This is a genomic window from Vibrio navarrensis (assembly GCF_000764325.1).
Classification (GTDB): Bacteria; Pseudomonadota; Gammaproteobacteria; order Enterobacterales; family Vibrionaceae; genus Vibrio; species Vibrio navarrensis.
In genome coordinates this window covers 2,085,245-2,111,185 of the sequence record NZ_JMCG01000001.1, presented here as the reverse complement: position 1 = coordinate 2,111,185, position 25,941 = coordinate 2,085,245, and the positions used below count along the sequence as shown (strand labels likewise).

General features: G+C 47.2%; 28 protein-coding genes and 5 pseudogenes. 11 read left to right on the top strand and 22 right to left on the bottom strand.

The features are described 5' to 3' along the window. Positions 1-27: 27 nt before the first annotated feature. Entirely contained in the window at positions 28-936 is a 909-nt protein-coding gene (locus EA26_RS09370) for a LysR family transcriptional regulator (protein WP_039427052.1), read from the bottom strand. Positions 937-1,023: 87 nt separating this feature from the next. On the opposite strand from EA26_RS09370, the gene EA26_RS09365 reads away from it, so the two are divergent. Then, entirely contained in the window at positions 1,024-1,929 is a 906-nt protein-coding gene (locus EA26_RS09365; RefSeq protein ID WP_039427051.1) for a DMT family transporter, read from the top strand. Between the two features lie 102 nt (positions 1,930-2,031). Here the strand turns inward: EA26_RS09365 and EA26_RS09360 are convergent, their stop codons facing one another. The 3 genes from EA26_RS09360 to EA26_RS09350 all read right to left on the bottom strand — a co-directional run bounded on the left by EA26_RS09360 (position 2,032) and on the right by EA26_RS09350 (position 4,466). Continuing rightward, positions 2,032-3,195: a lipase family protein gene (locus EA26_RS09360; protein ID WP_039427050.1), complete on the bottom strand. Its 1,164-nt coding sequence runs from the start codon at positions 3,193-3,195 to the stop codon at positions 2,032-2,034. Next, the gene (locus tag EA26_RS09355; RefSeq protein ID WP_226973739.1) at positions 3,192-3,725 is read right to left on the bottom strand and encodes a DUF6795 domain-containing protein; all 534 of its coding nucleotides are present in this window, start codon (positions 3,723-3,725) and stop codon (positions 3,192-3,194) included. Before EA26_RS09355 ends, EA26_RS09360 begins: the two co-directional genes overlap by 4 nt. A 210-nt stretch (positions 3,726-3,935) precedes the next feature. Beyond that, entirely contained in the window at positions 3,936-4,466 is a 531-nt protein-coding gene (locus EA26_RS09350) for a cysteine hydrolase family protein (protein ID WP_039427046.1), read from the bottom strand. Between the two features lie 121 nt (positions 4,467-4,587). On the opposite strand from EA26_RS09350, the gene EA26_RS09345 reads away from it, so the two are divergent. Then, complete coding sequence (locus EA26_RS09345) at positions 4,588-5,502, top strand: GlxA family transcriptional regulator (protein WP_039427044.1); 915 nt, start codon at positions 4,588-4,590, stop codon at positions 5,500-5,502. A 41-nt stretch (positions 5,503-5,543) separates the two neighbouring features. On the opposite strand, the gene EA26_RS09340 is transcribed toward EA26_RS09345, so the two are convergent. From EA26_RS09340 to EA26_RS21365, 3 genes and pseudogenes are all read right to left on the bottom strand, one after another. Beyond that, positions 5,544-6,587, bottom strand: coding sequence for a methionine synthase (locus EA26_RS09340; RefSeq protein ID WP_039427042.1), 1,044 nt, complete (start codon positions 6,585-6,587; stop codon positions 5,544-5,546). A gap of 29 nt (positions 6,588-6,616) precedes the next feature. Then, entirely contained in the window at positions 6,617-7,579 is a 963-nt protein-coding gene (locus EA26_RS09335) for a DUF1852 domain-containing protein (RefSeq protein WP_039427041.1), read from the bottom strand. 302 nt (positions 7,580-7,881) lie between these two features. Then, positions 7,882-7,998: pseudogene (locus tag EA26_RS21365) on the bottom strand (Crp/Fnr family transcriptional regulator); the annotation flags it as partial. A 327-nt stretch (positions 7,999-8,325) separates the two neighbouring features. Here EA26_RS21365 and EA26_RS09325 point away from each other — a divergent pair. From EA26_RS09325 to EA26_RS09310, 3 genes are all read left to right on the top strand, one after another. Continuing rightward, positions 8,326-8,742: a GFA family protein gene (locus EA26_RS09325; RefSeq protein WP_039427036.1), complete on the top strand. Its 417-nt coding sequence runs from the start codon at positions 8,326-8,328 to the stop codon at positions 8,740-8,742. A 22-nt stretch (positions 8,743-8,764) separates the two neighbouring features. Then, on the top strand, positions 8,765-9,175 hold the full coding sequence (locus EA26_RS09320; RefSeq protein ID WP_039427035.1) for a GNAT family N-acetyltransferase: 411 nt from the start codon (positions 8,765-8,767) through the stop codon (positions 9,173-9,175). Between the two features lie 228 nt (positions 9,176-9,403). Then, a protein-coding gene (locus tag EA26_RS09310; RefSeq protein WP_404975831.1) for an IS3 family transposase occupies positions 9,404-10,938 on the top strand; the annotation gives its coding sequence in 2 pieces (ribosomal slippage) (positions 9,404-9,857 and positions 9,857-10,938; 1,536 coding nt in all). 53 nt (positions 10,939-10,991) lie between these two features. Here the strand turns inward: EA26_RS09310 and EA26_RS09305 are convergent. From EA26_RS09305 to murQ, 6 genes and pseudogenes are all read right to left on the bottom strand, one after another. Then, entirely contained in the window at positions 10,992-11,204 is a 213-nt protein-coding gene (locus EA26_RS09305; protein ID WP_039427034.1) for a hypothetical protein, read from the bottom strand. A 144-nt stretch (positions 11,205-11,348) separates the two neighbouring features. After that, positions 11,349-11,726: a SirB2 family protein gene (locus tag EA26_RS09300; RefSeq protein WP_226978373.1), complete on the bottom strand. Its 378-nt coding sequence runs from the start codon at positions 11,724-11,726 to the stop codon at positions 11,349-11,351. Positions 11,727-12,466: 740 nt separating this feature from the next. Then, a pseudogene (locus tag EA26_RS09295) lies at positions 12,467-13,027 on the bottom strand (PPC domain-containing protein); the annotation flags it as partial. A 169-nt stretch (positions 13,028-13,196) separates the two neighbouring features. Continuing rightward, positions 13,197-13,556: pseudogene (gene murP, locus EA26_RS22650) on the bottom strand (PTS N-acetylmuramic acid transporter subunit IIBC); the annotation flags it as partial. Positions 13,557-13,652: 96 nt separating this feature from the next. Continuing rightward, positions 13,653-13,745, bottom strand: a pseudogene (locus EA26_RS22645) (PTS transporter subunit EIIB); the annotation flags it as partial. A 46-nt stretch (positions 13,746-13,791) separates the two neighbouring features. After that, positions 13,792-14,694 (bottom strand): N-acetylmuramic acid 6-phosphate etherase, encoded by a 903-nt coding sequence (murQ, locus tag EA26_RS09285; protein ID WP_039427027.1) that lies wholly within the window; start codon positions 14,692-14,694, stop codon positions 13,792-13,794. Positions 14,695-14,940: 246 nt separating this feature from the next. Here murQ and EA26_RS09280 point away from each other — a divergent pair, with 246 nt between their 5' ends. Then, positions 14,941-15,789: an SIS domain-containing protein gene (locus EA26_RS09280; RefSeq protein WP_039427026.1), complete on the top strand. Its 849-nt coding sequence runs from the start codon at positions 14,941-14,943 to the stop codon at positions 15,787-15,789. 32 nt (positions 15,790-15,821) lie between these two features. On the opposite strand, the gene EA26_RS09275 is transcribed toward EA26_RS09280, so the two are convergent. The 5 genes and pseudogenes from EA26_RS09275 to EA26_RS09255 form a co-directional block, all read right to left on the bottom strand. Next, entirely contained in the window at positions 15,822-16,031 is a 210-nt protein-coding gene (locus tag EA26_RS09275; protein WP_039427023.1) for a hypothetical protein, read from the bottom strand. 72 nt (positions 16,032-16,103) lie between these two features. Further along, positions 16,104-17,677, bottom strand: a pseudogene (gene groL / locus EA26_RS09270) (chaperonin GroEL). A gap of 31 nt (positions 17,678-17,708) precedes the next feature. Next, a complete protein-coding gene (locus EA26_RS09265) occupies positions 17,709-17,999 on the bottom strand; it encodes a co-chaperone GroES (protein WP_039427021.1) in 291 nt (96 codons plus the stop codon). A 259-nt stretch (positions 18,000-18,258) separates the two neighbouring features. Next, on the bottom strand, positions 18,259-19,281 hold the full coding sequence (trpS, locus tag EA26_RS09260; RefSeq protein ID WP_039427018.1) for a tryptophan--tRNA ligase: 1,023 nt from the start codon (positions 19,279-19,281) through the stop codon (positions 18,259-18,261). A gap of 264 nt (positions 19,282-19,545) precedes the next feature. Then, the gene (locus tag EA26_RS09255; RefSeq protein WP_039427016.1) at positions 19,546-20,040 is read right to left on the bottom strand and encodes a DUF2938 domain-containing protein; all 495 of its coding nucleotides are present in this window, start codon (positions 20,038-20,040) and stop codon (positions 19,546-19,548) included. Positions 20,041-20,132: 92 nt separating this feature from the next. On the opposite strand from EA26_RS09255, the gene EA26_RS09250 reads away from it, so the two are divergent. Continuing rightward, positions 20,133-20,537, top strand: a complete 405-nt coding sequence (locus EA26_RS09250) for a helix-turn-helix domain-containing protein (protein ID WP_039428935.1) — start codon at positions 20,133-20,135, stop codon at positions 20,535-20,537. Positions 20,538-20,594: 57 nt separating this feature from the next. On the opposite strand, the gene EA26_RS09245 is transcribed toward EA26_RS09250, so the two are convergent. Then, entirely contained in the window at positions 20,595-22,163 is a 1,569-nt protein-coding gene (locus tag EA26_RS09245) for a methyl-accepting chemotaxis protein (protein WP_039427015.1), read from the bottom strand. A gap of 385 nt (positions 22,164-22,548) precedes the next feature. Here EA26_RS09245 and EA26_RS09240 point away from each other — a divergent pair, with 385 nt between their 5' ends. Next, positions 22,549-23,010 carry a carboxymuconolactone decarboxylase family protein gene (locus tag EA26_RS09240; protein WP_039427013.1) on the top strand — a complete coding sequence of 154 codons (462 nt, stop codon included), beginning with the start codon at positions 22,549-22,551 and terminating at the stop codon, positions 23,008-23,010. Positions 23,011-23,071: 61 nt separating this feature from the next. Next, positions 23,072-23,773 (top strand): AraC family transcriptional regulator, encoded by a 702-nt coding sequence (locus EA26_RS09235; RefSeq protein ID WP_235425329.1) that lies wholly within the window; start codon positions 23,072-23,074, stop codon positions 23,771-23,773. 63 nt (positions 23,774-23,836) lie between these two features. Here EA26_RS09235 and EA26_RS09230 read toward each other — a convergent pair whose 3' ends face one another. The 3 genes from EA26_RS09230 to EA26_RS21875 form a co-directional block, all read right to left on the bottom strand. Further along, complete coding sequence (locus EA26_RS09230; RefSeq protein WP_039427011.1) at positions 23,837-24,040, bottom strand: hypothetical protein; 204 nt, start codon at positions 24,038-24,040, stop codon at positions 23,837-23,839. Between the two features lie 457 nt (positions 24,041-24,497). Beyond that, the gene (gene cspE, locus EA26_RS09225; protein ID WP_039427009.1) at positions 24,498-24,710 is read right to left on the bottom strand and encodes a transcription antiterminator/RNA stability regulator CspE; all 213 of its coding nucleotides are present in this window, start codon (positions 24,708-24,710) and stop codon (positions 24,498-24,500) included. A 288-nt stretch (positions 24,711-24,998) separates the two neighbouring features. Then, a complete protein-coding gene (locus EA26_RS21875) occupies positions 24,999-25,199 on the bottom strand; it encodes a hypothetical protein (RefSeq protein ID WP_052079687.1) in 201 nt (66 codons plus the stop codon). A gap of 10 nt (positions 25,200-25,209) precedes the next feature. Here EA26_RS21875 and EA26_RS09215 point away from each other — a divergent pair, with 10 nt between their 5' ends. Beyond that, positions 25,210-25,713 carry a hypothetical protein gene (locus EA26_RS09215; RefSeq protein ID WP_052079685.1) on the top strand — a complete coding sequence of 168 codons (504 nt, stop codon included), beginning with the start codon at positions 25,210-25,212 and terminating at the stop codon, positions 25,711-25,713. A 95-nt stretch (positions 25,714-25,808) separates the two neighbouring features. Further along, the gene (locus EA26_RS22455; RefSeq protein ID WP_264299421.1) at positions 25,809-25,937 is read left to right on the top strand and encodes a hypothetical protein; all 129 of its coding nucleotides are present in this window, start codon (positions 25,809-25,811) and stop codon (positions 25,935-25,937) included. Positions 25,938-25,941 lie beyond the last annotated feature (4 nt).

The following is a 25,941-nucleotide window of genomic DNA, read 5'->3' as shown; positions in this document are numbered from 1 at the left end:
GAGGTTTCTTTTTTCCTCTCTAGAGGCTCAGTGCATACGTTGCTGTAAATAGTCAACCAAGGCTTTGATCTGGTTTGGAATGTATTTTGATTGCGCGTATTGCGCCCAAATCGTCCCTTGGTATCTGCCGCCAAGCTGCCAATCCGCCAGCACTGGCACCAGTTGCCCGGAAGCCAGATTCTCACGAACCACAAACTCCGGAAACAGCGAAATGCCAAATCCTCTCAGCACCGCCTCACGGCGAATTTCACTGTGATTCACCGTCAGTGATCCTCGCACATTCACCGATACTTTTTGTTCTGCTTGATAAAAATCCCACACTCGATCTCGAGGGTTTTCCCCCAAACAGAGACAGTTGCGCTCACTCAGTTCTTGTGGCGCGGTAACTGTGCCATGGCGCTGCAGATACTCCGGGCTAGCACAAAGCAGCAAACGGCACTGCCCTAGCGAACGTGCCACCAACCCTTGGACTGGTTGTTCGGTGATGTGGATGATCACATCCACTTCATCGCCAATTGGATCGATATAGTGGTCAGCAACTTTCAATTGCAGTGAAATTTTTGGAAAGTCTTCAATAAAGTTCAGCAATACTGGCGTTAATACTTGACGCGACAAGGCTTTCGGCGCGGCGATACGCAACATGCCCGACACTTGATCTTTCTCGCTTTGTGCCGCTGACACCGCCAGTTTGGCGGCGCTCATCATGTCGCTGCAGAGCAGATAGACTTGCTGACCACTGGCAGTCAAACGCATTTGCCGCGTAGTTCGCTCAAGTAACTTCTCTTGCAATGCGTTTTCCAAACGCGTCACCGAACGGCTAATCGATGAAGGCGCCACACCGAGTTTCTGCGCTGCGGCGGAGAAACCGCCCGCTTCAACCACACTGGCGAATACTGCCATTTCAGACAGCAGTGGGATCAGTCTATTTGTATCCATTACGCAATTATCCTTTGCATTGGCAGTGCATTGTTTCACATAAGTTACTTATGGATACTGAACGGGTCAATTTATCAGGAGAAAACCATGACCAGTGCCGCGAGTTCGCTATCTAAACCATCGACCAAACTTCCTCTTACCGAAGGCCTGCTACTGCTGGTCGCATTGTTTTGGGGCACCAGCTATGGGTTGACTAAAAGCGCGCTTGTTTTTACCAGCGTACTGCTGTTTATCGCGATTCGCTTCTCAATAACTTTTCTCTGCTTGCTCCCCTTAGCGATACGAGATTTCCGCCGCGGGCTGAATCAAGATTGGTTGAGCGCCTTACCAACAGGTCTCATTCTTGCGGCCATTTTTCTTTGTGAAGTCCTTGGCGTATCACAAACCTCTGCTTCTAATGCGGCCTTTTTGATCAGTTTGAGCGTCATTATGACCGCCTTTGCTGAACTCACCATCAACAAAAAGCGCATTAGTTCGGCTCTGCTCGGGTTGACCTTATGCAGCGTAGTGGGGGTGCTATTGCTGACCAACAATGAAGGGCTTAGCCTCGCGTTAAACACCGGTGACTACTTGATTCTCGCCGCGGCTTTTCTGCGCGCCTTGATGGTAACCAGCACCAAACGCTTCACCGAAGGCAAGCAGATCACCACCACCACACTCACCGCGCTGCAATCGTTAGTTGTCGCGAGCTGCGCCATACTCGCCGCCATTTTCTATCTTCCGACCTCGGCGATAACGCTACCGAGCGAACTAGAATTCTGGCTCACCCTCGGCTATTTAGTGCTGTTTTGTACTTTGTTTGCCTTTTTTGTACAAAACTACGCGGTGCGCAAAACATCCCCCACTCGCGTTGCCCTTTTAATGGGGAGCGAACCGCTGTTTGGCGCTCTCTTCGCCATGGTGTGGTTACAAGAATCTCTCACAACGCTGCAATTTATCGGTGGCGGATTGATTTTGTTGAGTGTGATAACAACGTCGATGCGGAGAAGCTAATAGTTGGCTTTTGTTTAAAGAAGTAGCTGGAAGGTAAAAAGCGAGTGGCTACTCGCTTAAAATCAAGGCACTAAAATAGCTATAGCATTTCTTGTCTGATAATTAAAATATTGCATCAACAGCTCGTTTCGCCGTGCTATAAAGCTTTCCGACTGTTACTTTGAACACCCAACGAATAAAGTTCGCAGAGAGATCGGTGATTTTGCTCACTGATCGACCTGCAAACACCAACATATGCCCTAATAATCCTTTGGCTTGATCCGCTAATTTTTCTGATACTGCTACTATTCGTTCAATATTTTTCGCCAGATGATCATAAAATGTCATACCTACTGATATACGAGCTTGTATTTCGACAGCTTTCGCATATTGTGGGCCAGCATCATTTAGCAGTGTCACTAGAGCTGCACTTAACTTATTCGCCCAATACCCCGTGTAGGATACCCGAGTTCTATTATCAAATTTTAATCGCACGGGCTTATTTAAGAAATCTACAGATTTTACTTTCAAATCCCCCCAACTTTCACTATTAGCAGTATTCAGGTAGCCCGGAGTATCATTAGCTCCCATTCCATGAGCGGCAAAGTAGACCCCTATACCATCATCCAACCTATACTCTTTACCATTGTATGGTGCATGTACAAAGGGCCACAATGGGATTAGTGGCACAGGGTCTGCACCGTGAGTACAACGATAAATATTAGTATTTGTTTCCTCTGATTTTCGAGCATATGAAGCCTGCCCCACTCTTGGAGCACCAAATGTATAAAGCGTTGTAGACACTTTAAGCTCAGATTTGATCCAATCAGAAAAAAGAGAGGCGAGTGCGCCACCTAAACTATGTCCTACACAATGTATGTGCCGAGGAATTTTTTTCTGCGAAAGAATAAATTGACGAATCTGTGGACGCAATGAATGAAATACATTAACAAATCCAGCATGTGCAACTGCACTATTAGGAGCACCTTTCAATCCTAAGTTTAAATTGGTCATCCAATCATGGCCAGTTTTTGTACCTCGAACTGAAATAACCAACTCGCTCTCACGCTTTCCTTTTCCAACACCAATCAGTGCAAAACCTTCGGTTTTTCTTCCCATTCCAAATATTCCACCAGTTTTACCAGTGAATCCCTGCTTTTCTTTGCTCAAATCAAATTCTTTTGTCACAAATCGTTCTACAACTAACGTTTTTTTATCCCTGTGTGTAATAAACTGATAAGGAAGATATGCCAGCTCTGCTGCTAATTTTGGTGATAATGGATTCATAGATCCTCTCTAAGTACTTTCTCTTCATATCCTTTAAGTCGACATACACCAAAAACGGTATGAGAACGACCTTTTGGTACAACCCTGTTTTTAAAGTGATATTCAAAAGCCATTTCATCAATATCACACTCTAAATTATTTAAATTATCTAGAACATAATCATGTAAATCTAATCCAGTGTGAGAAGACCAAAGTAACACTTTATTTCCATTAAAATTGGCATTAATTTCAATTCCAATCAGGTTGGTATTAATTGAAGATGGTTTAAACCATTGTCGATGAATGATTTCATCAAAGTGGAAATACCCATTATTATCTGTAGCTGTTGTTCTATCATAGTAGTCGTTAAGGCCAGCCAACAGAGAAATTTCCATGTTTGCTACAGGTTCGCCTTGTTTCAGTACCACTCCAGATATTGAGGGACTCACCATTATCTTATAAGGCTTAAAAAAATTGAACATATTACTATAGCTCTGTAAAGGAAATAATAAAAATAATGCAAGAAATAAAATGCATTTATATCTACTCATTGAGCGACCTCTGTTTATGTCGCTGTAAGATAAAGGATGTTATTTCCTTTGGCACGATGAAGTATCAACTATTGTTCATTTTTTTGCTATCAGTTCAAAAAATTTGAAAATGACAAATAGCTTAATAAATAAATGGGTAAGCGACTAATATTCATCTTAGGCATATCTTATCCGCCTACCCGTTCATGTTTGGTTTTATTATGGGGCTTCTCAATTTCCAGAAAGCAACACTTGCTCCATTGTCACCAGTGGTACGCGCAGCGCAACGGCGTTGAGCGCGATGTTGTGGATCATTTCGTCCACCGTGGTGCAGCAGTCCGCCACAATGGCAACTTTGTATTTCTCCGCCGCTTTCGATATGGCGGTATGAGTGACGCAGTTTTGCGTCATCATTCCGCAAAGCAAAAGCTCACTAATACCCTGCTTTTGCAGCAGTTCATCGAGATTCGTTTGTTCGAAACTGTCTGCAAAGCGTTTAGTGACCACTGCTGCTTCTGGCGCGGCGGCGAGGATCTCAGCATGAATATCACTTCCTTGCGTACCCTGATTAAAAAACGGCGCGATCCCTTTCTCCGGATCAGCAATATGCTGAACATGAATCACCTCGATGTTCTGCGCTTTCGCCCTTGCTATCGCCGTTTTCACCTGATTTAACGTCTGCTCAGTGTTCCAAAGTGGGTACTTTCCGTGAGGGAAATAGTCATTCTGTAGGTCGATGACAAGCAGTGCTTTCTTGGTCATTAGCGTCTCCAAATGATGCGTTATTGCAATGAGATACACATTGTCGTCGATTCTTGGCCCTTGCATCAGCGTCGTTAATGACATAAAAAGAGTTAAAAACGACAATTCTCTGATAAGCACAATGAAACAAATTGCCATCGCTATCTGCCACTATCCGCATGCTTTAAAATCCGCCATTTATGGCTTGCAAGAGCTGTTTCTCATGGCCAACCGAATTTGCGACCAATCGGGGCTTGAAGTCGAGTTTCTTCCTGTCATTGTGGATGGGACCACTCAGCAATCAAGTCGTTTTAATGTCGTCCTGCTACCACCAAGCGCACAAAGTGATTTCTATCTCAACCCGGAAACGACGCTAATTGATTGGCTCAAAGCACAGCATAATCAAGGAGCGGTATTGGCATCAGCTTGTGCAGGCTCCTTCGTGCTGGCGGCAACCCAGATTTTGGCCGGCAGAACGGTGACCACGCATTGGGGTCTGTCAGATCTCTTCCAATTGAAATACCCTGATATTCCTTTAGATATCAACCAAATATTGATCGATCATGGTGATGTAATAACCGCTGGCGGCATGATGTCTTGGCTGGATCTCGGTTTTGAGCTAGTAACCAAGTACACTTCCGTAAAGGTGATGCGCCAGCTCGGAAAACAGTTGGTGGTTGACACTGCGCTAAGGGAACAGCGCTATTATCAGCAGTTCACTCCGTCTCTTCTGCATGGTGATCAGGTTGTCGTGGCGATTCAGCAGATGATGAATCTGGAATACGGCCAACCTTTGAGCATTCAAGCCATCGCCGCGCAGTTTCACCTCACTGAGCGAACCATGCAAAGGCGGTTTCTCAAGGCGACAGGTTACAATCCAAACCACTATTTGCAGCGCCTGAGAATACAAAAAGCGTGCGATCTGCTGGAAAGCTCACAACTCTCGTTTGAGGTCATTGCTCGGCAAGTAGGCTACGAAGACACCAGTGCATGCCGCAAGGTGTTTATCAAAACCATGGGCCTCACCCCAAAGGCGTTTCGTCACCGATTTATGTAGTGAAAGCGGCGTGATGCCGCTTTTAGGGGAAAACCTTGCAACTACAAGCAAGGATGCTCTTTCAGTAGCTCTTGTCGCACAATTTCAGCACCGGCGCGTAACGCATTGAGCTTGCCTCTGGCAACCTCGCGAGACAAGGGCGCCATACCACAGTTAGTACATGGGTAAAGTTTGTCGGCATCGACAAACTGCAACGCTTGGCGTAGCGTCTGCGCGACCTCTTCAGCACTTTCAATCGTATCGGTTGCCACATCGATCGCGCCAACCATCACTTTTTTCCCGCGCACCAGTTCAAGCAGTTCAATCGGCACGCGCGAGTTGTGGCATTCGAGTGAAATGATGTCGATGTTCGATTTCTGCAACTTAGGGAAAACCTCTTCATACTGTCGCCACTCTGTGCCCAGCGTCTTTTTCCAATCGGTATTGGCTTTTATTCCATAGCCATAGCAAATATGCACGGCTGTTTCGCATTTCAGCCCTTCAATCGCCCGCTCTAAACAGGCAATTCCCCAATCGTTAACCTCATCAAAAAACACATTAAATGCTGGTTCATCAAACTGGATAATGTCCACCCCTGCCGCTTCTAACTCTTTCGCTTCTTGATTGAGGATTTTGGCAAACTCCCAAGCCAGTTTTTCCCGGCTTTGATAGTGGTCATCATACAGCGTATCGATCATGGTCATCGGGCCGGGCAAAGCCCATTTAATCGGCTGAGTGGTTTGCTGACGTAAGAACTTCGCATCTTCGACAAACACTGGTTTGAGGCGTGCCACAGGGCCAGTTACTGTCGGTACGCTGGCATCATAGCGATTGCGGATCCTCACCGTTTTGCGATTCGCAAAATCAACGCCACTCAGGTGCTCAATGAAGGTTGTAACAAAATGCTGTCGAGTTTGCTCGCCATCGCTAACGATATCGATTCCAGCGTGTTGTTGCTCTTGCAAGGCAATGCGCAGCGCATCCTGCTTGCCATTGGCGAGTTCCTCTCCTTGCAGTTTCCATGGAGACCATAATTTTTCCGGTTCTGCTAGCCAAGAAGGTTTCGGTAAACTGCCCGCAGTTGACGTTGGTAATAATGTTTTCATATCAAAGGCTACTTATATTTTGTTATTTATTATGCGTATTGCGCAGACCACTGCTCTAGGAGAGCTTGGTAAGGTTTGATGAAATACTCTTGGGCAAATTTGCCTTGTTCAATCGCTAATCGGCTGCGCTCTTCTCGGTCATAGACAATTTGAGTTAGTGAGTGGTCGGTGTTTTTCAAATTGGGTTGATAAATTTTTCCTGCTACCGCGTTGGCATTATAAATTTCTGGTCGGTAGATTTTTTGAAACGTTTCCATGGTACTGATGGTGCTAATCAACTCAAGATTGGTGTAATCGTTGAGCAAATCACCAAAGAAATAGAAAGCAAACGGCGCAACACTATTCGGCGGCATAAAATAACGCACTTGTAGGCCCATCTTTCTGAAATATTGCTCCGTCAACGAAGATTCATTGGGCTGATATTCATATCCCAACACCGGGTGTTGGTTTTCAATGCGGTGATAGATTTTATTATCCGATACACTTAAGCAGATGACCGGACGCTTTTTAAAGCAGTTTTTATAAGCATCGGAGTGGACAAAGCACTTAAAGAGCTTGCCGTGCAACTCACCAAAGTTCTCCGGAATGCTAAACTTCGTCTGTTGCTTGTTGTGATCTAGTAACAACACACTAAAATCATAGTCTCGCACGTAAGAGGAGAAATTATTTCCGACGATACCTTCAATACGTTGATGGGTTTTATGATCAACAATATTGGTTTTTAGAATTTCAATCGATGGAAAGCTGTCGCCAGTGCTTTCAATATCGAGATCAACCGAGATAATTTCTAACTCAACCGAATAACGATCGCCTTTGGGGTTGTCCCAATGGGCTAATGCATTGAACCGACTATCAATCATTTTTAGTGCATTACGCAGATTTTCTTGGCGGTGCTCTCCCCGTGCTAAATTGGCAAAGTTGGTCGTAATACGTGTATTGTCTTTCGGATGATAATTTTCATCAAACCCGATGCTTCTAATTTTAAAAATCATATTCTGTTTTCCAATTCTCTCAAATAAAAATATTCTTCCTGATAAAGCTTTACTTTCTTATTTTTAAACTTCGCCGTTATTTTCTTTGCTAAGCAAGGATGACGTTCAATTTTTATATTTTTCCAGGTTGTACTCTAACTATTTTTATACTGGTGAATTGAGAATAAAAGAAATGGTTTTACTTCATGCTGAACATGAGAAATATTCATGTATATTGAAATGAGCGAAGAATCGGCCGCAATGTACACCGCTGGGGGATAGTAAAGAGCTGTCTGTGAACTTACTCGTTGGGATGCCTCCCATTCACTGCTCTCAAGAAAACGCCTGAGCTGCCCTTCATCAATAATCTCTAAACCATTGTCGCCTTTGCGAATAAGGCCTTTCTCTATTAGCTCTTTTACCGCGCGGCGATAAACACGGCCGATTGGCAGCACAAAAAGCGGTTCCAGCTTCTCCCCCAGACGGAGAATTTCCGTCACTGCATCCACAGCTCTGTAGTTTCCAGTCGAAAGGAATAGCCAATCAACATCACACTTTAATACTGTATTTATATACAGTTCACTCATATTTCCTTATCATCGTCGCCCTCAAACGATGCGGGAAAGTTCAGATGGTCAGCTATCTGAAAAGTCCTTGATATTAAAGAAAATGGTCACAGTTCCAGCGTAAGCACTAAGAGCGAATAACGTGTGTTGTCTGCTCCTTCGCAGGGAGTGATGTGCTTAATCCATTTAGGAGTTATCTCAATGTCTTATACCGAGACAAGTTGTCTTTGTGGCGCAGTAAAAATTACCGCTGAAAACGTCAATCCAAAGTTTACTGTGTGCCATTGTCAGTCATGCCGGACTTGGGGTGGCGCGCCATTCTTTGCCGTGAAATGTGGCACTCAAGTAAACATTGAAAGCGATGATAAAGTGAAAATGTATCAATCGTCATCTTGGGCATCTCGGGGCTTTTGCACTGAATGCGGAACTCATCTGTTCTATAAGTTTAAGGAAACGGGTGAATACAATATGCCAGTTGGCCTTTTCCCCAACTTGGAAGGCTTGGAAATGGACATGCAGTATTTTAGTGATATGCGCCCTAGTTACTACTGTTTTACTAATGAGACCAAAGAAATGACCACCGCAGAGATCATGGCTTACTTCGCGGACAAGTTGTAAACCATCAGAGGAGTTTGATGCAATGACAATAAAATATGAAGAGAAAGCCCCTAGCCCACAAGAGTTCTGTGAAATGCGAGTTAAAGCCGGATTGTCGCCTAAGTCCTTAAAGGCTGCGACTATCGCATTGCCCAATAGCTTGTACGCCATTTCAGTGCGAGATGGTGATTTGTTGGTCGCCATGGGACGCGTGGTAGGAGACGGTGCATGTAACTTTGAAATCGTCGATGTTGCTGTTGACCCCAAGTATCAAGGACAAGGCTTGGGACGAAAGGTGATGGAGCACATAGATAACTATTTGGCTTCTGTTGCCTTAGAAGGCTCGTATGTCTCAATGATTGCTGACGAGCCAGAGTTTTATGAAAAACTGGGCTACAAGCTCGTTTCCCCATCAAGCCAAGGTATGACGAAAAAGTTTAAACCTCACGCATAAAAAGGTTCAGTTTGGTCCTATACCACATAGAAAAGCGGCATCCGAAGACACCGTTTTGCGTTTAGGGTGATTGGCTACCTTCACTAATCCGCAAGCAGCGCTTCTAATGCCGCTAGTAATGCGCGCTTTTCGCCCGCCATCATGGCGTTAGCGATCATACTTCCCCCCCTCTGGCAGGATAGTTGTCACTGTTAAAATTTAACCAGTCTAGGGCGGTAAGAGTGAATTGTGTCTCGTATTCCAACAGAAAGAAAAGAAGCCATATTGAAGAAGCTGCTGCCTCCATACTCAATGTCAGTGAGCGAACTTTCAAAAGAGGAAGGCATTAGCACTGCAACCCTGTATCATTGGCGACAGCAACTCAGACGTTCAGGAGCCGCAGTGCCAAACAGCAACACTTCATCAGAGCAGTGGTCTGCTCAAACTAAACTCGCCATCGTCGCCGAGACTTACTCGATGACCGAGAATGAACTCAGCCAATATTGTCGTGAAAAAGGTCTGTTTCCAGAGCAAGTCCAACGCTGGCGCAGCGAATGTATGCAAGGCTTCATGTCGAGTAAAGAGCGGGAAGCACAAGCAAAGAAGCAGGCCAAAGCGGATAAGCTTGAAATCAAAGAGCTTAGGAAGGAGTTACGCCACAAAGAAAAGGCGCTCGCTGAAACGGCTGCCCTGTTGGTTCTACGAAAAAAGCTCATAGCCTTTTACGGGGAAGAGCCAGAGGACGACTAACCTCAACCGATGAAAGGCAGCACCTGATTGCTCTTATCCACGATGCCAAGCAAAGTGGTTGCCGCTTAGAGCGAGCTTGTTATGAGGTTCAAATTGACCTGAGAACGTATCGTCGATGGTATCGGCAAGGAGAGGTTCAAGCGGATAAAAGACCGACCTGTGCCAGACCTGAGCCAGCTAACAAGCTCTCTCAGCAAGAGCGTGATGCCATTATCGAGGTGTGTAACCGCCCAGAGTTCGCGAGCTTACCTCCAACTCAAATCGTACCGACACTGCTTGATAAAGGTGAGTATATCGCCTCAGAGTCGAGCTATTATCGGGTACTGAGTGCACAAGGGCAACTTCATCATCGAGGCCGTCAGAGGAGTAGACAAACACAAGCGAAGCCAACGAGTTATACGGCGACAGGCTCGAATCAAGTCTACACATGGGATATCACTTACTTGCCTTCAAAGGTTCGAGGCCAGCACTATTATCTGTACGTCATTGAGGACATCTACAGCCGAAAAATCGTGGGTTATGAGGTGTATGAACGTGAGTGCGGCGAGTTAGCCTCACAACTCCTGCAGCGGACGTTGATGCGAGAGCAGTGCTTCAGTCAACCGCTGGTTCTTCACTCAGATAACGGTGCGCCTATGAAGTCGCTGACGTTCAAAGCGAAGATGGATGAGTTAGGCATTACCTCATCGTATAGCCGTCCAAGAGTCAGTGATGATAATCCGTATGTAGAATCGTTGTTCCGCACGGTAAAGTACATGCCAAACTGGCCGACAAAGGGCTTTGAAAGTCTCGACAGCAGTCGACGTTGGGTTGAAGCCTTCGTGCGCTGGTACAACACCGAGCACAAACACAGTAAGCTAAATTATGTCACGCCTTCAGAGCGTCATAATGGAAAAGATGAAGAGATCTTGAAGCGCCGAGCTGAGGTATTGCTCGCAGCAAAACAGCGAAAACCTGAGCGCTGGCCTGGTGATATCAGGAACTGTGAACCAGTTGGTGAAGTCCACCTAAATCCAGAAAGAGAAGCTGCTTAATAAGCAAGCAAATGATGGCAACTATCTTGAAAAACACCGTTCCGGCGAAATTACTAACTAGCCGCTCCACGGTTTGGCTTTGGCATGATCACCACTTGGCTAAAATCGATCCAACCATTGGTAAGCAGATCTGGCGCTGCAATATGCTCAGAGACGTTGAAATCCTGCTGGGTGTGGTAGAGCGGTTGGTACAAACCCCGTTCCACCAGCTCACGCTCTAAACTTTCAAAGCGCGCTAAGCGACATTCTGCTGTTTCTTGCTTCATTATCTCCACGGCTTGCCGCTTCAACCAATGTTTGTTATCAGCGCTTAAGCATGCGTTAACTGAGGAAGTACAGAGCAACCAGCCAAGCCACGACATGTCACTGTCATCACTAAAAACTGTGAGAAGCCTCGCGTAGCGGCGCACTCAACTTAACACAATCGGTGCATGCGTTTTCGCTATGTAGAAAATCATCACAAACAGTATGCAGGTGACCGAGGTAAACACGGTTCGCAGTTGGCGGTTGAGTTTCGGCTTAAACGCCAACATGGCACACGCCACATACGCCACCAACAGCAGCAGCTTTTCTGTCAGCCACGCATCGGTAAACGGATACTGATTGATGGTTACACACAACACCAATGCCGAGAGCAGCATGGTTAGAGTAATTACTTTGTGCGCTTTGAATGCCAGCTCGCTCTCCAGCCATGCCGAGCCACGGTATCCCCAATAGGTGCGCAGAGCAAAACTGAAAAAACTGAGTAAAATCAAGCCAACATGGGCTTTTAGCAGTAGTAAGTACATAGTCATCCTTAACATGAAGCACATTCAAACGATTGTTTAAAGTAATTACTCTTTTCGTCAGTCACCTTGATGTAAATCAAGTGTTATTAAAATGATTTATTTATGTTTATCAAAAGCCAATTTGATCACAAATTAGCCACAAAGATAGAGCCATTGCGCTGTTGTAATGCACTTTGAGCATGCTCGGCATTAAAGCCAGACAGAATCATTCCCGCTGACAATGCCGCTAACGACCAAGAGTAGCAGCGTGGGATTAAGCCGAAGCGGAGTGCAGGTTAATGAAGTGGCAAGCAAGTTAGACAAGTGGGAGCTAGCTCATTTGGACACAGCCACGGTATTGAGACCATTTTAAAGCTTAATTTAGGAATGAGTTAAAGTGAGGCAAGGTGTTTACGTTCCGTGATGCTAAGAGCCCCAAAAATTCCTTGTCAATTCTTATAGTTCTAAGCATTTAGATCCTAGTATCTAAAATGCAACATTTAGACTTTAAAATCTAAATTTAATTATTTAGACGTATAAATCTAAAATGTCCATATTGACCTGAAATCTGGTTAAGTAAGAAGAAAAGGATTGGTTGACACTAAGGATTTGCTCTCTGTTAATGGCACGGTCCAGTTTTTAAAAAATGCCAAAAACGAACGAAAAAACGAACGAATTGTTCAGCAAAATCCTTCTTCCTTAAAACCTCAAACGCCACCTTGTGGTGGCGTTTGTTTTTCGTTTTTCTTTCCAACTAATGATCAGTGGAAGTAAACCACCATCTCGACATCATCGCCTTGTTGTGGGGCGTTGAGTGCGAAATGCAGGTAGCCCGCTTGCTCAACAGGTATCGCGAGGTATTGATTGCTGCCAGCGTAGCGAGATGCAAACTGGTGCTGCTCTGGGGTTGGCCAATGTTCACGGCTGGCGTACAGGTTCACGTTGCCTTGGCTGTCCGAGGGGGTGAGATCGGTTAGCCAAATGCGCACTTCGCTCACGCCCTCTGGCACATACACTGCGGCGTAGCGCTGCTGGTGAACGGTCAAATGCTGTGCCTGACCTGATTGCAGCATGACAGGCGCAAGGTCATCTTGCTCTTGGGTTGGTGGTGTGGGCGGTGCGCTGTCTACTGTTGCGGTTAGGTTCACGGCTTGGTAACGACCACGACCAGTGACGCTCAGATAGTAGCGGCCCGGTTTCACGTAGCCAGAAGCGTCGGCGGCAAACTGAATTTCCTCATTGCTGCCATCGACAAATTCGCTCACTTCAAAATCGTAATAGTGGGCCACTTGGTTGTAACTCATGTAGAGATCCGCATCGCCATTGGCAAATGGAATGAAATAACCTTTATACAGAGTCAAATCTGCCCCAAAAACACGCTTTCGCGGTGGAAAAAGTTGGTGGTAACACATGTACCCCTTGAGAGTTAAGGAGTGCGCCCTTGAGTGCTCAAAGGCGCGGCCAGTTCATTCCTATAGGGGGAAGAATGAATCAGCTTAAATCGACGTCTTTGCTGCCAAAGAAGTAAGTGGCGAGGAAGCCGACCACGTAGGAGATAAGCAGGCCAACCAGAAATACCGCCATGCCTGCGAAGATGCCGCTGTGCGATGTCATCAGTGGGATCGCCACGATACCAGACGGGCCAAACACGGTATTCAAACCGACAGGTAAGCCAAGGTAGGAGACCAAGCCGATGAAGAAGCCACCCGCCGCACCACCAATACAGGCCGTCACAAACGGTTTGACGCGTGGCAGGGTGACGCCGTAAATCAGTGGCTCACCGATGCCGAGAATGCCCGGGATGATCGCCCCTTTCACTTGCGTGCGCAGCACCGCGTCTTTCTTTGCTTTGCCGGGACCAAGGATGATTTGAAATTGCTCATCGCTTTCCACCACGCCCATGACGCCGGGGATCTGCTTAATCACAGCCTGATCTGCCACGCCATTGTTGGCCAGCGTCAAGCGAAGTCGGGTCATGCAGTTGCCACATTTGCTGACATTACTGCTGCCACCCACCGCAGCCAGCAGCTGCGAGATCATTGTTTGGGTTATCTTTGCCATAACGGTCTCCTTGAAACCTCAATGGTTACTTGTCGTTCAGCGCAGCGCGGATAAAACCGTTGTGCTGTTGTAATTTTGTTTTGGCTTGCTCGGCATCCAGGCCAGAAAGAATCATTAAAATTGCGGTTTTACAGTGGCGATCGCAGGCCTTCAGGGCTTGTTCTGCTTCTTCTGCGCACACGCCAGTGGCTTCCACCACGATGTTGGTTTGGCGTTGGATCAGCTTGGCGTTGGTCGCTTCCACATCCACCATCAAGTTGCCAAACACTTTGCCACTGCGGATCATCGCGCCAGAGGTGAGCATGTTGAGCACCAGTTTTTGCGCCGTGCCCGCTTTCATGCGAGAAGAGCCTGTGACCACTTCTGGGCCCACCACGGGCAAAATGGCGATTTGCGCCGCGTCTACCATCGGGCAAACCGGATTACAGGCGATCGACACCGTCGTCGCGCCAATCAAGGTGGCGTATTCCAAACCGCCCAACACATAAGGTGTGCGTCCGCTTGCGGCAATGCCAACCACCACATCGTTGGCCGTTAGGTTGAGTGATTTGAGATCGTTTTGCGCCAGCTCTCGGTTGTCCTCGGCATTTTCCACCGCTTTTAGAATGGCGGTGTGGCCACCTGCAATCAGGCCAACCACGAGCTCTGCCGGAGTGCCGTAAGTTGGTGGGCACTCACTGGCATCAAGAATGCCTAAGCGGCCCGAGGTACCTGCGCCCATGTAAATTAAACGACCGCCGTGGGCAAACGCATGCGTGATGGCATCCACCGCTTGGGCGATGTGCGGCAAAACAGCTTCCACCGCCAGCGCCACTTTCTGATCTTCTTGATTGATGACTCTGAGCATCTCGATGGTGGACAGGGTATCAATCTCTGCACTGGCTGGGTTGCGGCTTTCTGTAACCAAACGGCTTAAATCAATTTTCATGACGGACATTTCTCGATAGTGGGTTTTGAACTGAGGGCGATTCTATGGAATAAAATATTCGACTTTGGTGATAAAAATCACACTTAAGGTTATTCTTTAGGCCGATAAACTCTGGAATAATGAGTCTAAGCAAAGCGCTAAAATAACCGAAATTGAAAGAAAAGTTGCTTTTAATTAGTGGGTTGCTGTTTTCGGTTTTTATTTCTCGTTTGGAATAATTTATTTAAAATTTTTTGAGGTTTTACTGTGTCTGTCATCAATAAAATTGTCGCAAGACGAACTCAGCTGTCACAAAGTGGCCGAGTGATTGGCGATTGGATTGTAGAAAATGCAGAGAAAGCGGCACAATTGACCAGTCAAGAGCTGGCAGAGCAGGCACAAGTGAGCCAATCGAGTATCGTCAAGTTTACTCAGCGACTCGGCTTTAAAGGTTACAGCGCGTTTAAGCTCGCCCTGACTGAGGAAATTGGCCGCAAACAAGCAATGCAGACCACGCCGTTGCACAGCGATATTCTGGCCGATGATCCGCTGGCGGTGATTGCGCAAAAGCTGATTAAAGCCAAAACCGACGCAATGTTTCAAACCACCAATGCGCTTTCTTATGAAGCGTGTCATCAGGCGGTGCAGTGGTTAAGTGAGGCAAGGCGCGTGCAGATCGTCGGCATTGGGGGTTCGGCGCTAACGGCGAAAGACCTCAGTTACAAGCTGCTTAAACTCGGCATCACTACCTTGGCCGAGCAAGATAGCCATGTGCAGATCGCGGTGGCGCGCACCTTGAGCGAGCAAGATGTGCAGATAGTGATTTCGTTCTCTGGGGAGCGCAAGGAGATCTTGGTGGCGGCCGAAGCAGCCAAAGAGCAGAGAGCGAAAGTGATCGCGCTCAGCTCACCGAAAAAAAGTCGTCTGCGCCAAATCGCCGACATGACTTTTGATACCATCGCCGATGAAACCGAACATCGCAGCTCGGCGATTGCCTCACGCAGCGCGCAAAACGTGATTACTGACCTGCTGTTTATCTCGCTGGTGCAATTTCTCGATGAGAGCGCAAGGCAGATGATCAGCGACATCTCCTCCGATATTCGCCAGATATGGTAATAGCCGCATAAACGGCTTCAAACGCATGCCGCTTAGTGCACTACTGGAGGCTGCTTTTGCGAAGTTACAGGCAGTTCCAGCACAAACACCAACCGTGGCCAAGCTCTTGGCAAGTAGCTGGCAATGGAGAAGATCGGATGGGCCGTCACTTGAGGAAAATTCAGCGTATCGGGCCAATGGCTGGCGCCGCCACGCAGGCCAGATTCACTCACCGAGAAAGAAAAGGCTGGTAAACGAGTCATAACATTCACCTCACATCGTTAGTCAGACGGGCTCACGCGAGCCCGTCTGGTTTTCATGTTGAGCTCAAGCGATTATTTTTCGCTCTCCGCTTCGACGTGATCGCTTACCATCGCTTCGGTCGTGATCATCAAACCGGCGATGGAGGCAGCGAACTGCAACGCCGAACGGGTCACTTTGGCCGGATCCAGAATGCCCATTTCGATCATGTTGCCAAATTCTCCCGTCGCCGCGTTGTAACCGTAGTCGGCGTCGCCCGATTTAACCGCGTTCGCCACCACGGAACCTTCGTCACCCGCGTTGATCGCAATTTGACGTAGCGGCTCTTCCATCGCACGCAGCGCGACACGAATACCGACGTTTTGATCGTCGTTGTCACCTTTGAGATCCGCCAGTTCTTTAGCGATCTTGGTCAGCGCCACGCCACCACCAGCAACAATGCCCTCTTCCACTGCCGCGCGAGTAGCATGCAGCGCGTCATCCACCCTGTCTTTCTTCTCTTTCATCTCCACTTCGGTGGCCGCGCCGATCTTGATCAGCGCAATGCCGCCAGAGAGCTTAGCAATGCGTTGTTGCAGCTTCTCTTTGTCGTATGATGACGTGGTGGTCTCGATCTGTTTTTGCAGCGTCGCCACGCGATCTTCGATCGCCTGCGCCTGTGCACTACCGCCCACAATGGTGGTGGTATCTTTGGTGATTGTCACCTTCTTCGCGCTACCCAACTGTTCTAGCGTCACTTTTTCAAGCTCTAGACCAATCTCTTCCGAGATGAGTGTACCTGCGGTCAGCACCGCAATGTCTTCCATCATCGCTTTGCGATTGTCGCCAAAGCCCGGCGCTTTCACCGCTGTCGCACGTACGATGCCACGCATGTTGTTCACCACTAGCGTCGCCAACGCTTCGCCTTCGATATCTTCGGCAATGATCAACAGCGAGCGGGAAGATTGCGCAATGGCTTCCAGTACCGGCAAGAGCTCACGGATGGTGCTGATTTTTTTGTCCACCAGCAGAATGTAAGGGTTATCGAGCTCAACACAGCCTTTTTCTTGGTTGGTGATGAAGTAAGGCGACAGGTAGCCGCGATCAAACTGCATGCCCTCAACGACAGGCCCTCCTCCACGGTAATCACACCGTTACGACCCACTTTCTCCATCGCTTCGGCAATGATTTCACCAATCGCGCGATCGCTGTTGGCGGAAATGCTACCTACTTGGGTGATCGACTCTTTATCGCTGCAAGGTTTCGACATTTCACGCAACTTCGCTACCGCTGCCTCGGTGGCTTTATCGATACCGCGTTTCAGATCCATCGGGTTCATTCCAGAAGCGACCGCTTTAAGCCCTTCATTGATGAAAGATTGTGCCAGCACCGTTGCGGTGGTGGTGCCATCACCCGCTTCGTCGTTAGCTTTGGACGCCACTTGTTTCACCATCTGCGCGCCCATGTTTTCAAACTTGTCTTTTAGCTCAATCGCTTTTGCCACAGAAACGCCATCTTTAGTGATGGTGGGTGCGCCGTAAGATTTATCCAGCACCACATTGCGCCCTTTTGGCCCGAGCGTTACCTTGACAGCGTCCGCCAGCAAGTTCACCCCTTTCAGCATTTTTTGACGCGCATCATTGGCAAATAAAACATCTTTTGCAGCCATAGTAATCTCCTCAAAAACGACTCAAAAATCATTACTCAACAATTGCCAACACATCCGATTCAGAGAGAATCAGATACTCTGTGCCGTCAATTTTTTCGCTTTTCACGCCATAACCGTCGTTGAAAATAATTTGGTCACCCACTTTGACATCCATCGCCGCGCGCTCACCATTTTCCAGACGTTTACCTGCGCCCACCGCAATCACCTTGCCGCGGTTTGACTTTTTCACCGATTGAGCAGTGAGAACGATTCCCCCTTCAGATTTGTTTTCCACCTCTTGTCTCTCAACAATCAGCTTGTCATTTAAAGGACGAATATTCATTTGCTAGTGCCTCCTACTTAGCATAAAAAATAAAAGACAGAGTTGCTTAGATTGATAAAGCAAGCCATTGCTATCTCGCTTCAGTGCAATAAATAGGGCCGGAAAAATCGCTTTCAAGACCATTTTTTAATAAAATAATTTTATCGGATTCATAAAACGTCTTTGCCAAAGAGCGCGTGTTCAAACCGATTTTCGGCAAACTTTGGCTAAAACAGCCACGATTCATCAGCGGCTGTTTTTCATTCTGCCTATCGCAAGTTCAGAACAGATTCAAACCAAACACACCGCGGACATCGATAAGCACTTGCTCAGTTTTGTCTTGCGCAATCTGGCTGCCCAAGCGCAGTATCTCAATCAATTGCGCTTTGTCATCCAAGTAACGCTGGCGGCGCTCACGGATCGGTTTGAGCAGCTCTTGTAAACACTCTTCCAGTATTTTCTTGGTCGTGCCATCGCCCAGACCACCGCGCTGATACTGCTCTTTCAACTGAGCCACATAGGCATGATCGGGATGAAAGGCGTCCAGATAGGTAAACACCACGTTGCCTTCGATTTGCCCCAGATCGTCAACGCGTAAGTGGTTAGGATCGGTGTACATCGATTTGACCGCTGCGCGGAGCTCTTGCTCACTGGCGCCAAGATTGATGGCATTACCCATGGATTTAGACATCTTGTTTTTGCCATCAGTGCTGGGTAAACGCGGTGCATTGCTCAGCAGCGCACGACACTCAAGCAGCACCTCACCTCCTGCCAGGCTGTTGATCTTACGTACAATTTCATTGGTTTGTTCCAGCATGGGCAGTTGATCGTCTCCCACAGGAACCAGCGTAGCGCGAAACGCGCTGATGTCAGCCGCCTGTGAGATCGGATAGGTCAAAAAGCCCGCTGGAATGGACCGGCCAAAGCCTTTGCTATGGATCTCATTCTTCACCGTCGGGTTTCTTTCCAAGCGGGCGATGGAAACGAGATTGCTGTAATACATGGTCAGCTCTGCCAACGCGGGCAATTGCGACTGCAAACAGATGGTGGTTTGCTGAGGATCAATACCCACCGCCAAGTAGTCGGCGACCACATTCAAAATATTGCTCGACACCTTCTCCGGTTGATGGGCGTTATCGGTCAGCCCCTGCATATCAGCCACTAAAATGGTCTGCTGATGAATGCTTTGCAGCGCGACGCGCTGTTGCAACGAGCCGACATAGTGACCAAGGTGCAGCGGCCCTGTGGCTCTATCGCCGGTTAAAATGGTTTCGCTTTGGGTTTCAGTTTGTGTTGTTTGCATGAGTTATCTCCAAGTTACAAGGACGCTACTGGAGATAAAAAGAGTGTGATCTTTAGCTACCTTCCAGCAGCTAAAGAATGTAAGAATTCCGCGCCGCTCTAGAGAGAGCGCCACCAGAAGAAAATAGACGTTGAGGTATTAATCATATTCATAGCCAACGACACTAACAAGAATCGGCTGATGCAGCAAGTGCTTGTTTTTCGCATGTATACCGCATTCAAACCACAACAGGCGATTGGTTGGAGATGATTACCGTTTACGCCGTTATCCAGCGCACCAGCGCAGTACTTCAGCACTGATAAACAGCCCGGTGCCATAAACCAGATGGGTGATAAAGCTTAAAACGCGTGTTCGCCAAGGCATTGGTGTTTTACTGGCGGCCACGCCAAATCCCAAGCAAGGCTGAATCAACAAAAATGGCACACACAAGGTCGCCATACCAATGACAACGGCATCGTTTAAAGACGGGTCAGCAAGCCAGTGTTTACCTGCCCAGCAAATGAGAAGAAAGGCGAAGGCGATGCCAATCGCGTAATGCAGTAACCATCCGAGCAGTTGTTCACCCGCCACTTTAGGCGTTTGTAAAATGGTGCGATGCATCCATTTTCCCTTTGGGATCCACAGAATCCAGCGCGCAACTAAAGCATAATTGAGCGAGGCGATGCCAAATACGTTGCGTTGAATCCACGACCAGCCGTCCATTAGCAATGTCGCTCCAAGACCAATAAGAATCGCTTGCAGCCCGATCATCGTATCCATTCCATTCTCCTTCTTTAGGCTAAAAATTGGCTTGTTGTTTATCAACTTGCATGGTACGACTTGAAGCTCACTTTAAGTCAATGGTCAATTTTATGGATATTGCCGAGGTTACCAAGCAGTCTGGTCTTCCCCCCTCGACACTGCGCTACTACGAAAAATTGGGGCTGATTACTTCGATTGGACGAAGTGGACTGAGACGTCAATACGCTCCCAATGTGCTGGAGAAACTGAATCTGATTTCTCTGGGAAGGTTGGCCGGATTGTCACTCGACGATATTGCCCCCATGCTAGCGACATCATCGCAAGATACGCTGGTCATTGATCGAGAGCTGCTCAGTAACAAGGCTAAAGAGATCGATGCACAGATCAAACGGCTCAAAGCGGTGCGAGACAGCTTGAATCACGTCGTAAACTGCCCTCACCCTTCTCATTTAACCTGCCCTTCATTTCAAAAACTGATGAAATCGGTAAAGCGTCATTTGCCCGATTTTAGGTAAGAAAAAGCCCTGATCTTTACGCATCAGGGCTTTATTTTGGTCCGTTCAAACCACAACTTACACCTTGCCGACTTTAAACGAGCCCGCATACTTATCCAGCGTTTGCGACAGCACAGTTAAGGTTTTACTGGTTTCTTCCAGTTGCTGGCTAGCGCTCAGCCCTTCTCTCACCGACTCATTGAGCGAGTCCATATTCAAGTTGATCTCTTTCGTTACGCTCGACTGCTGCTCGGTGGCGGTTGCGACTTGGGTATTGAGATCCAAAATGGCAGAAACTTGCTCGGCAATCGCTTTGATCGCTTGCTGCGCTTCGAGCGTGGCTTCTGCACCTTTAATGGTCAGCTCACGGCTGGCATTCATTGCCGTCACCGCACTTTTCGCTTCGGCTTGTAAATGGTCAATCATGGTTTGGATTTCGCCGGTCGATTGCGCCGATTTAGTCGCCAGATTTCTCACTTCGTCGGCCACCACCGCAAAGCCTCGCCCAGCTTCGCCAGCCCTCGCCGCTTCAATCGCCGCGTTAAGTGCCAGAAGGTTAGTCTGTTCGGAAATACCACGAATCACATCCAAAATCGACTCAATAGATTGTGTTCTGTCCGCCAGCGCCGTCACCACATTAGCGGTATTGTTCATTTCATCGGTTAAGTTGCTGATGGTTTCAGTAGCAAACTGCAATACCGCACTGCTGTTGGCCGTCTCTTTATTCACATTGCCCGCCGCCTGAGCTGCACCGGCCGCGTTGGTTGAAATTTCATTGATGGTCGATACCATCTCATTCATCGATGTGACCACCAGTGTAGACTGTTCGTTCTGCAAATCACCGCGAGTCAGCGCTCGTACCGACTGCTCACGCACCACATTGGCCGACTGATTGAGTTCGCTGCCAGTACGCACGACTTGCTGAATAATGTCATTGATTTTTGAAACAAATGTGTTGAATGCGGTTGAAATATGGGCGATTTCGTCATTGCCCTTAACGGGCAAGCGCATCGTTAAGTCGCCATCCCCCTTAGAAATATCTTCAAGCGCGGTTTGCAAGCGAGTCAGAGGCTGGAACAGTTTGGTCATCAAGCCCGCCAATACCACAATACACAACACGAACATACCGCAAGTGGTCGCCAATTGGGTAACGATGATGCCCATTGCTGCTGAGTCGACTTCAGTGATTGGCACACCGATGTCTAACGTGCCATAGAGTTTGCCGTCAACATAAATCGGCGACATGATGTCGTAAGTCCACACCTTCTGCACATCGGCATACCATTTCGAGTGCTGCACCACACCTTGTGTCGCGCCAAGCACCGTGTACTCATCTTTGTAAACTCTATTGATTTTTTGCTTGTCACTGTGCGCGACCGCGGCCACATTTTTGTCGATCACTATCGCGTAAGCGATATCCGCACGCTGGCTGAGCGTCGTCACCATCTCTTGCAAATCGTCAATCGGCTGCTTGGAATTTTCTAAAATGTACTCAGCGTGCAGAGCCATTTGCGACCCTTTCGCTTTCGAGTTAATCAGAATGACGTTATTGATCTCTTGATACGAGACATAAGACGTCGAAATGGCACTGGCAATCGCAGCCAAGGCGAACATGGCCACGACTACCGCTAAGATGAGTCTCTTCATATTTCCTCCTGCCTCACTCACTTCACTGTGCAGAGATAGCAAGGCAAACAACATTATTTGAAAGAATTGCGTGCTCGACGATAAATTCAGTACCAACAGAGCAAAACAGTCATCCCGACTATCGGCAGCAAATTGTTGATAAAAACTGAGTTAACGCACTAAATTTTAACATATAAAGTCTTACAAATTAGACATCAATCTTGTCGAATGAGGGACTTGGATCTCATTATTACAAAACAATATCAATAAGCCAAGTGGGGTCATCTGGGTATCCCGCTAAACGCAACGTTTGGCGCACTCCAGATCGGTTACATGTCGAAATTATTCAATACTGGCTCGGCACGAAAAGCTATTGTGTATTTCACAACCACAGAGGAGAAATACAATGACTTTACGTGCCAATTACTTCGGGCTTGCCGCCAAAGGAATGCAGATTCTGCTCGAGCAGGAAAACTATTTGCGAGAGCAGTTTCGTGCTTCCGAAACCGTGACGGTAAAAATTTGGGAGCTGGTCAAACTGCGCGTATCGCAGATCAACCAGTGCGCTTTTTGTATTGATATGCACAGCAAAGACGCGATGGCGGCTGGCGAAAGTGTGGAACGTATATTAGGGTTAAACGCTTGGCGTGACATGCCTTTATATACGGATAGCGAAATCGCCGCACTAGAGTGGGCTGAACATTTAACGGCGGGAAAAACGGTCGACGCTGAGTGTTATGATAAAGTGGTCAGTGCGTTCGGTGAAAAAACCTTGGTTGATTTGACCATCGCCATCAACGCCATTAACAGTTGGAATCGTATTGTGAAAGTGTTTAAACCCGAGGTAGGCAGCTATAAACCACAGTAAATCCCCCCAGTCCGCGTTCAACTTTCAACTGTCCCAGCCCTCGGGGCAGTTGTCTGCGTTGGTGCAAGGCATTTGGTCGGCTTCTGTCTGCGAACGGCACAGCGAACCTGTCATAAAGCCCCTGTACACCGATGCAGGCAGCGGCATTGTGTTCCACCTCGGCGGCGAAGTAAAACTGGGAGAAAAGCGGCTCACTCACGGCGTGCTGCTTTCACCCGTAGAAAAAGAATCTCAGCAGATCACGCTCTTTCCCGGCGCGACACTAGCCGGCATCCGCTTTCATCCAGCCATCGGCTATGGCATGTTAGGCCAGCATTTTTGCCATTTAACCTTACTCGAAAGGCAAGAGGATCAGCGCTATCGCCTGTATGACTTGTACGACAAACTGCAATCACACAGCGACAACGCAAGCCGGATTGACACACTTTACACGTGGCTTAGCGACAATGTTCAACGCACGGATCTCATCCCAAACTCACTGGGGCAGGCCCTCGAGTGCATTCAGCTTGATGTCTCCCCCGGAGACTTAGGCGAACAAATGGCTTTAAGCCAACGGCAAATCGAACGCCTGTTTAAACACTGGATGGAAATGACACCCAAGCAGTATCAGCGCATTTTAAGAGTGAAAAAGGCTATCGACTATCTACGCCAACATAAGGAGGCCAGCCTCGTGGAAGTTTCACAACAGTTTGGTTTTAGTGATCAAGCCCATATGACGCGTGAATTTCGCGCAATCGCGAGGATAACACCCGGAAAACTTTGAACGCAGCGCGATTTGCTTTATGGGTGAATCATTGGGTAGAAATTGCTGAAAGAAAAATCTAGGCTATTGATTTGTATTGATAAAGCGTTCTGCGGCGGCAAACAGGCTATCACACTTTTTTTTCTGCTTTGCATAATCAGGTGAGCCTTCTGGGAGAGCATCGAGCACTTCTTTCGCACTGTTATATTCTCCAACCATCGTCGCGAATCGAACTTCAAAATCCGCTTTACGCATTTTCTTTGCTGTTTTCTTCACTGGTTTTTTCATATTAGTTCCCCTAATTATAGTTCCCAAAGTTTTCGCTTTAGCGCTGCGATATCCGTTCTTCGATCTCTTTTTCAACCATCAGCCATTGTGCTAATCAGAGATATAAAAACTTCCCAAGACTAAGCCCTGTGGATCTCTTATCTCACCCTGATTGGTTAGCTCGCAAAATGAAAAATCTAAATCAAAAGAGTCGGTAGTGACTTTGGGCAAAATATGACGCTTTAACACATCACTATTGAGTTGATTGATGGTCGATGACCAAGAAGTCTTATTGTGGTGTAGGTAATACTTAATTTTGAACAATAACTTTTCGTCCGGTTGGTATTTTTTGCTCACGTAAAACGTAATACCAATATGTTTTACGGTTAGATCTTCGAGTCATTTAACTCCTTACTTGAATTGAGAAAATTGGAGATCCCGCCATCACTAGGCAACAGGCGAGATCTCACAAAAACGCTTATAGAACAGTAACGTTAGCCGCTTGTGGGCCTTTGTTGCCTTGTTCGATACTGAAAGATACTTTTTGACCTTCAGCTAGAGTTTTGAAACCATTGCTTGTGATAGAACGGAAGTGAACAAACAGATCAGCACCGCCGTTATCTGGAGTGATAAAGCCAAAACCTTTAGTTTCGTTAAACCATTTAACTAGGCCAGTTGTATTATTTGACATATGAATCTCGATAAATTAATTAAATTAAAAAATGAAGCTACTAAGGGAGGAATGAAGAAAAAGGTATCGCAGGATGAATATGACAAATGAAATCAATAAAACTGAGAAGATCTTGAACTATGTATTCTTTTTAATAGCTCGCTACTTGAGCTGACGCCACTATACACTAAGTACGTACAATAGATATCTATTTCTTACTTTATTTTTAAATCTCAACATAATCAATAAGTTAAATTTAAGCCCTGCGGCGCTGGCAAACATTGAACGAATACCTTAGGGCCAATTGACTCATTTGAGATATTTATCTTTCTGCTTTGCATAGACGTCATCTCTGACTTGTTCAATCTCTCGCCATATCTTTTCAGCAAGCCCTGCATTGGCTTCCATAAACTGGTGGCTAAACACCAAGTAGTAATCTTTCGTCGTGATGGCTGGCTCCACCTGCTTTACATTTTTTATGTTATGAATGGCAATATACTGCTCGGCCATCGTATCTTGGATGCTACTGCTTTTTGCCGTGTTAGCGGGTTGCAATGACAGCAGTGTCGCGAATTCAAATGGGGAGAGAGAGGCCAATCAAAACACTGGTGAAGAGAAAAAAATCACCTTTGAAGCGTTTCAAGCAAGCGTATTGGACTCATTGGCAAGCGGGGATTCGTATCACGATTGTGGTGTGTCTGAACTCGATCAGGATGTGACCGACGTCTATCAATGCATTGAGGCATCGTTCAACAGCTCAACGCCCTACTACGGTTTCGACAGGCACACTGGCGTGGATACCAAGCTCGCCTCAGCTTCCGTGATGGATGCAACTGGCATCGTCACCAACTGGTATTACGACGAGCACTGTTTGCCTGTGGGCGGTAGCTCAAGCTTAAAATGTGAAAGCTTCGTCAAATCGGCCGTTTGTGACAACCCAGCGCTGCGCACAATAGATGAGATTAAAACGCGAGAAGCGAATCATCAGTTTGAGGATCGCTTCTTCTCTTGCAGCAATCGGTAATATGCCGAGCAAACGGTGCAAGTTGACTCGGGATGCGTAGCATTTGGGGCTTACAATACGTTGAATCATAGGCACGCAGCACCGATGAAATGATCATGAACCGTTACCAGTACATCAACTATTTCAAAGAGCCCGATGTCGGCTTTAGCGATCTAGAACAACTCGCCGAACTCTCACGCGTTGTCAGTGAAAGGCTATGCAAGCAAGTTAACAAGCACCGATAAACGC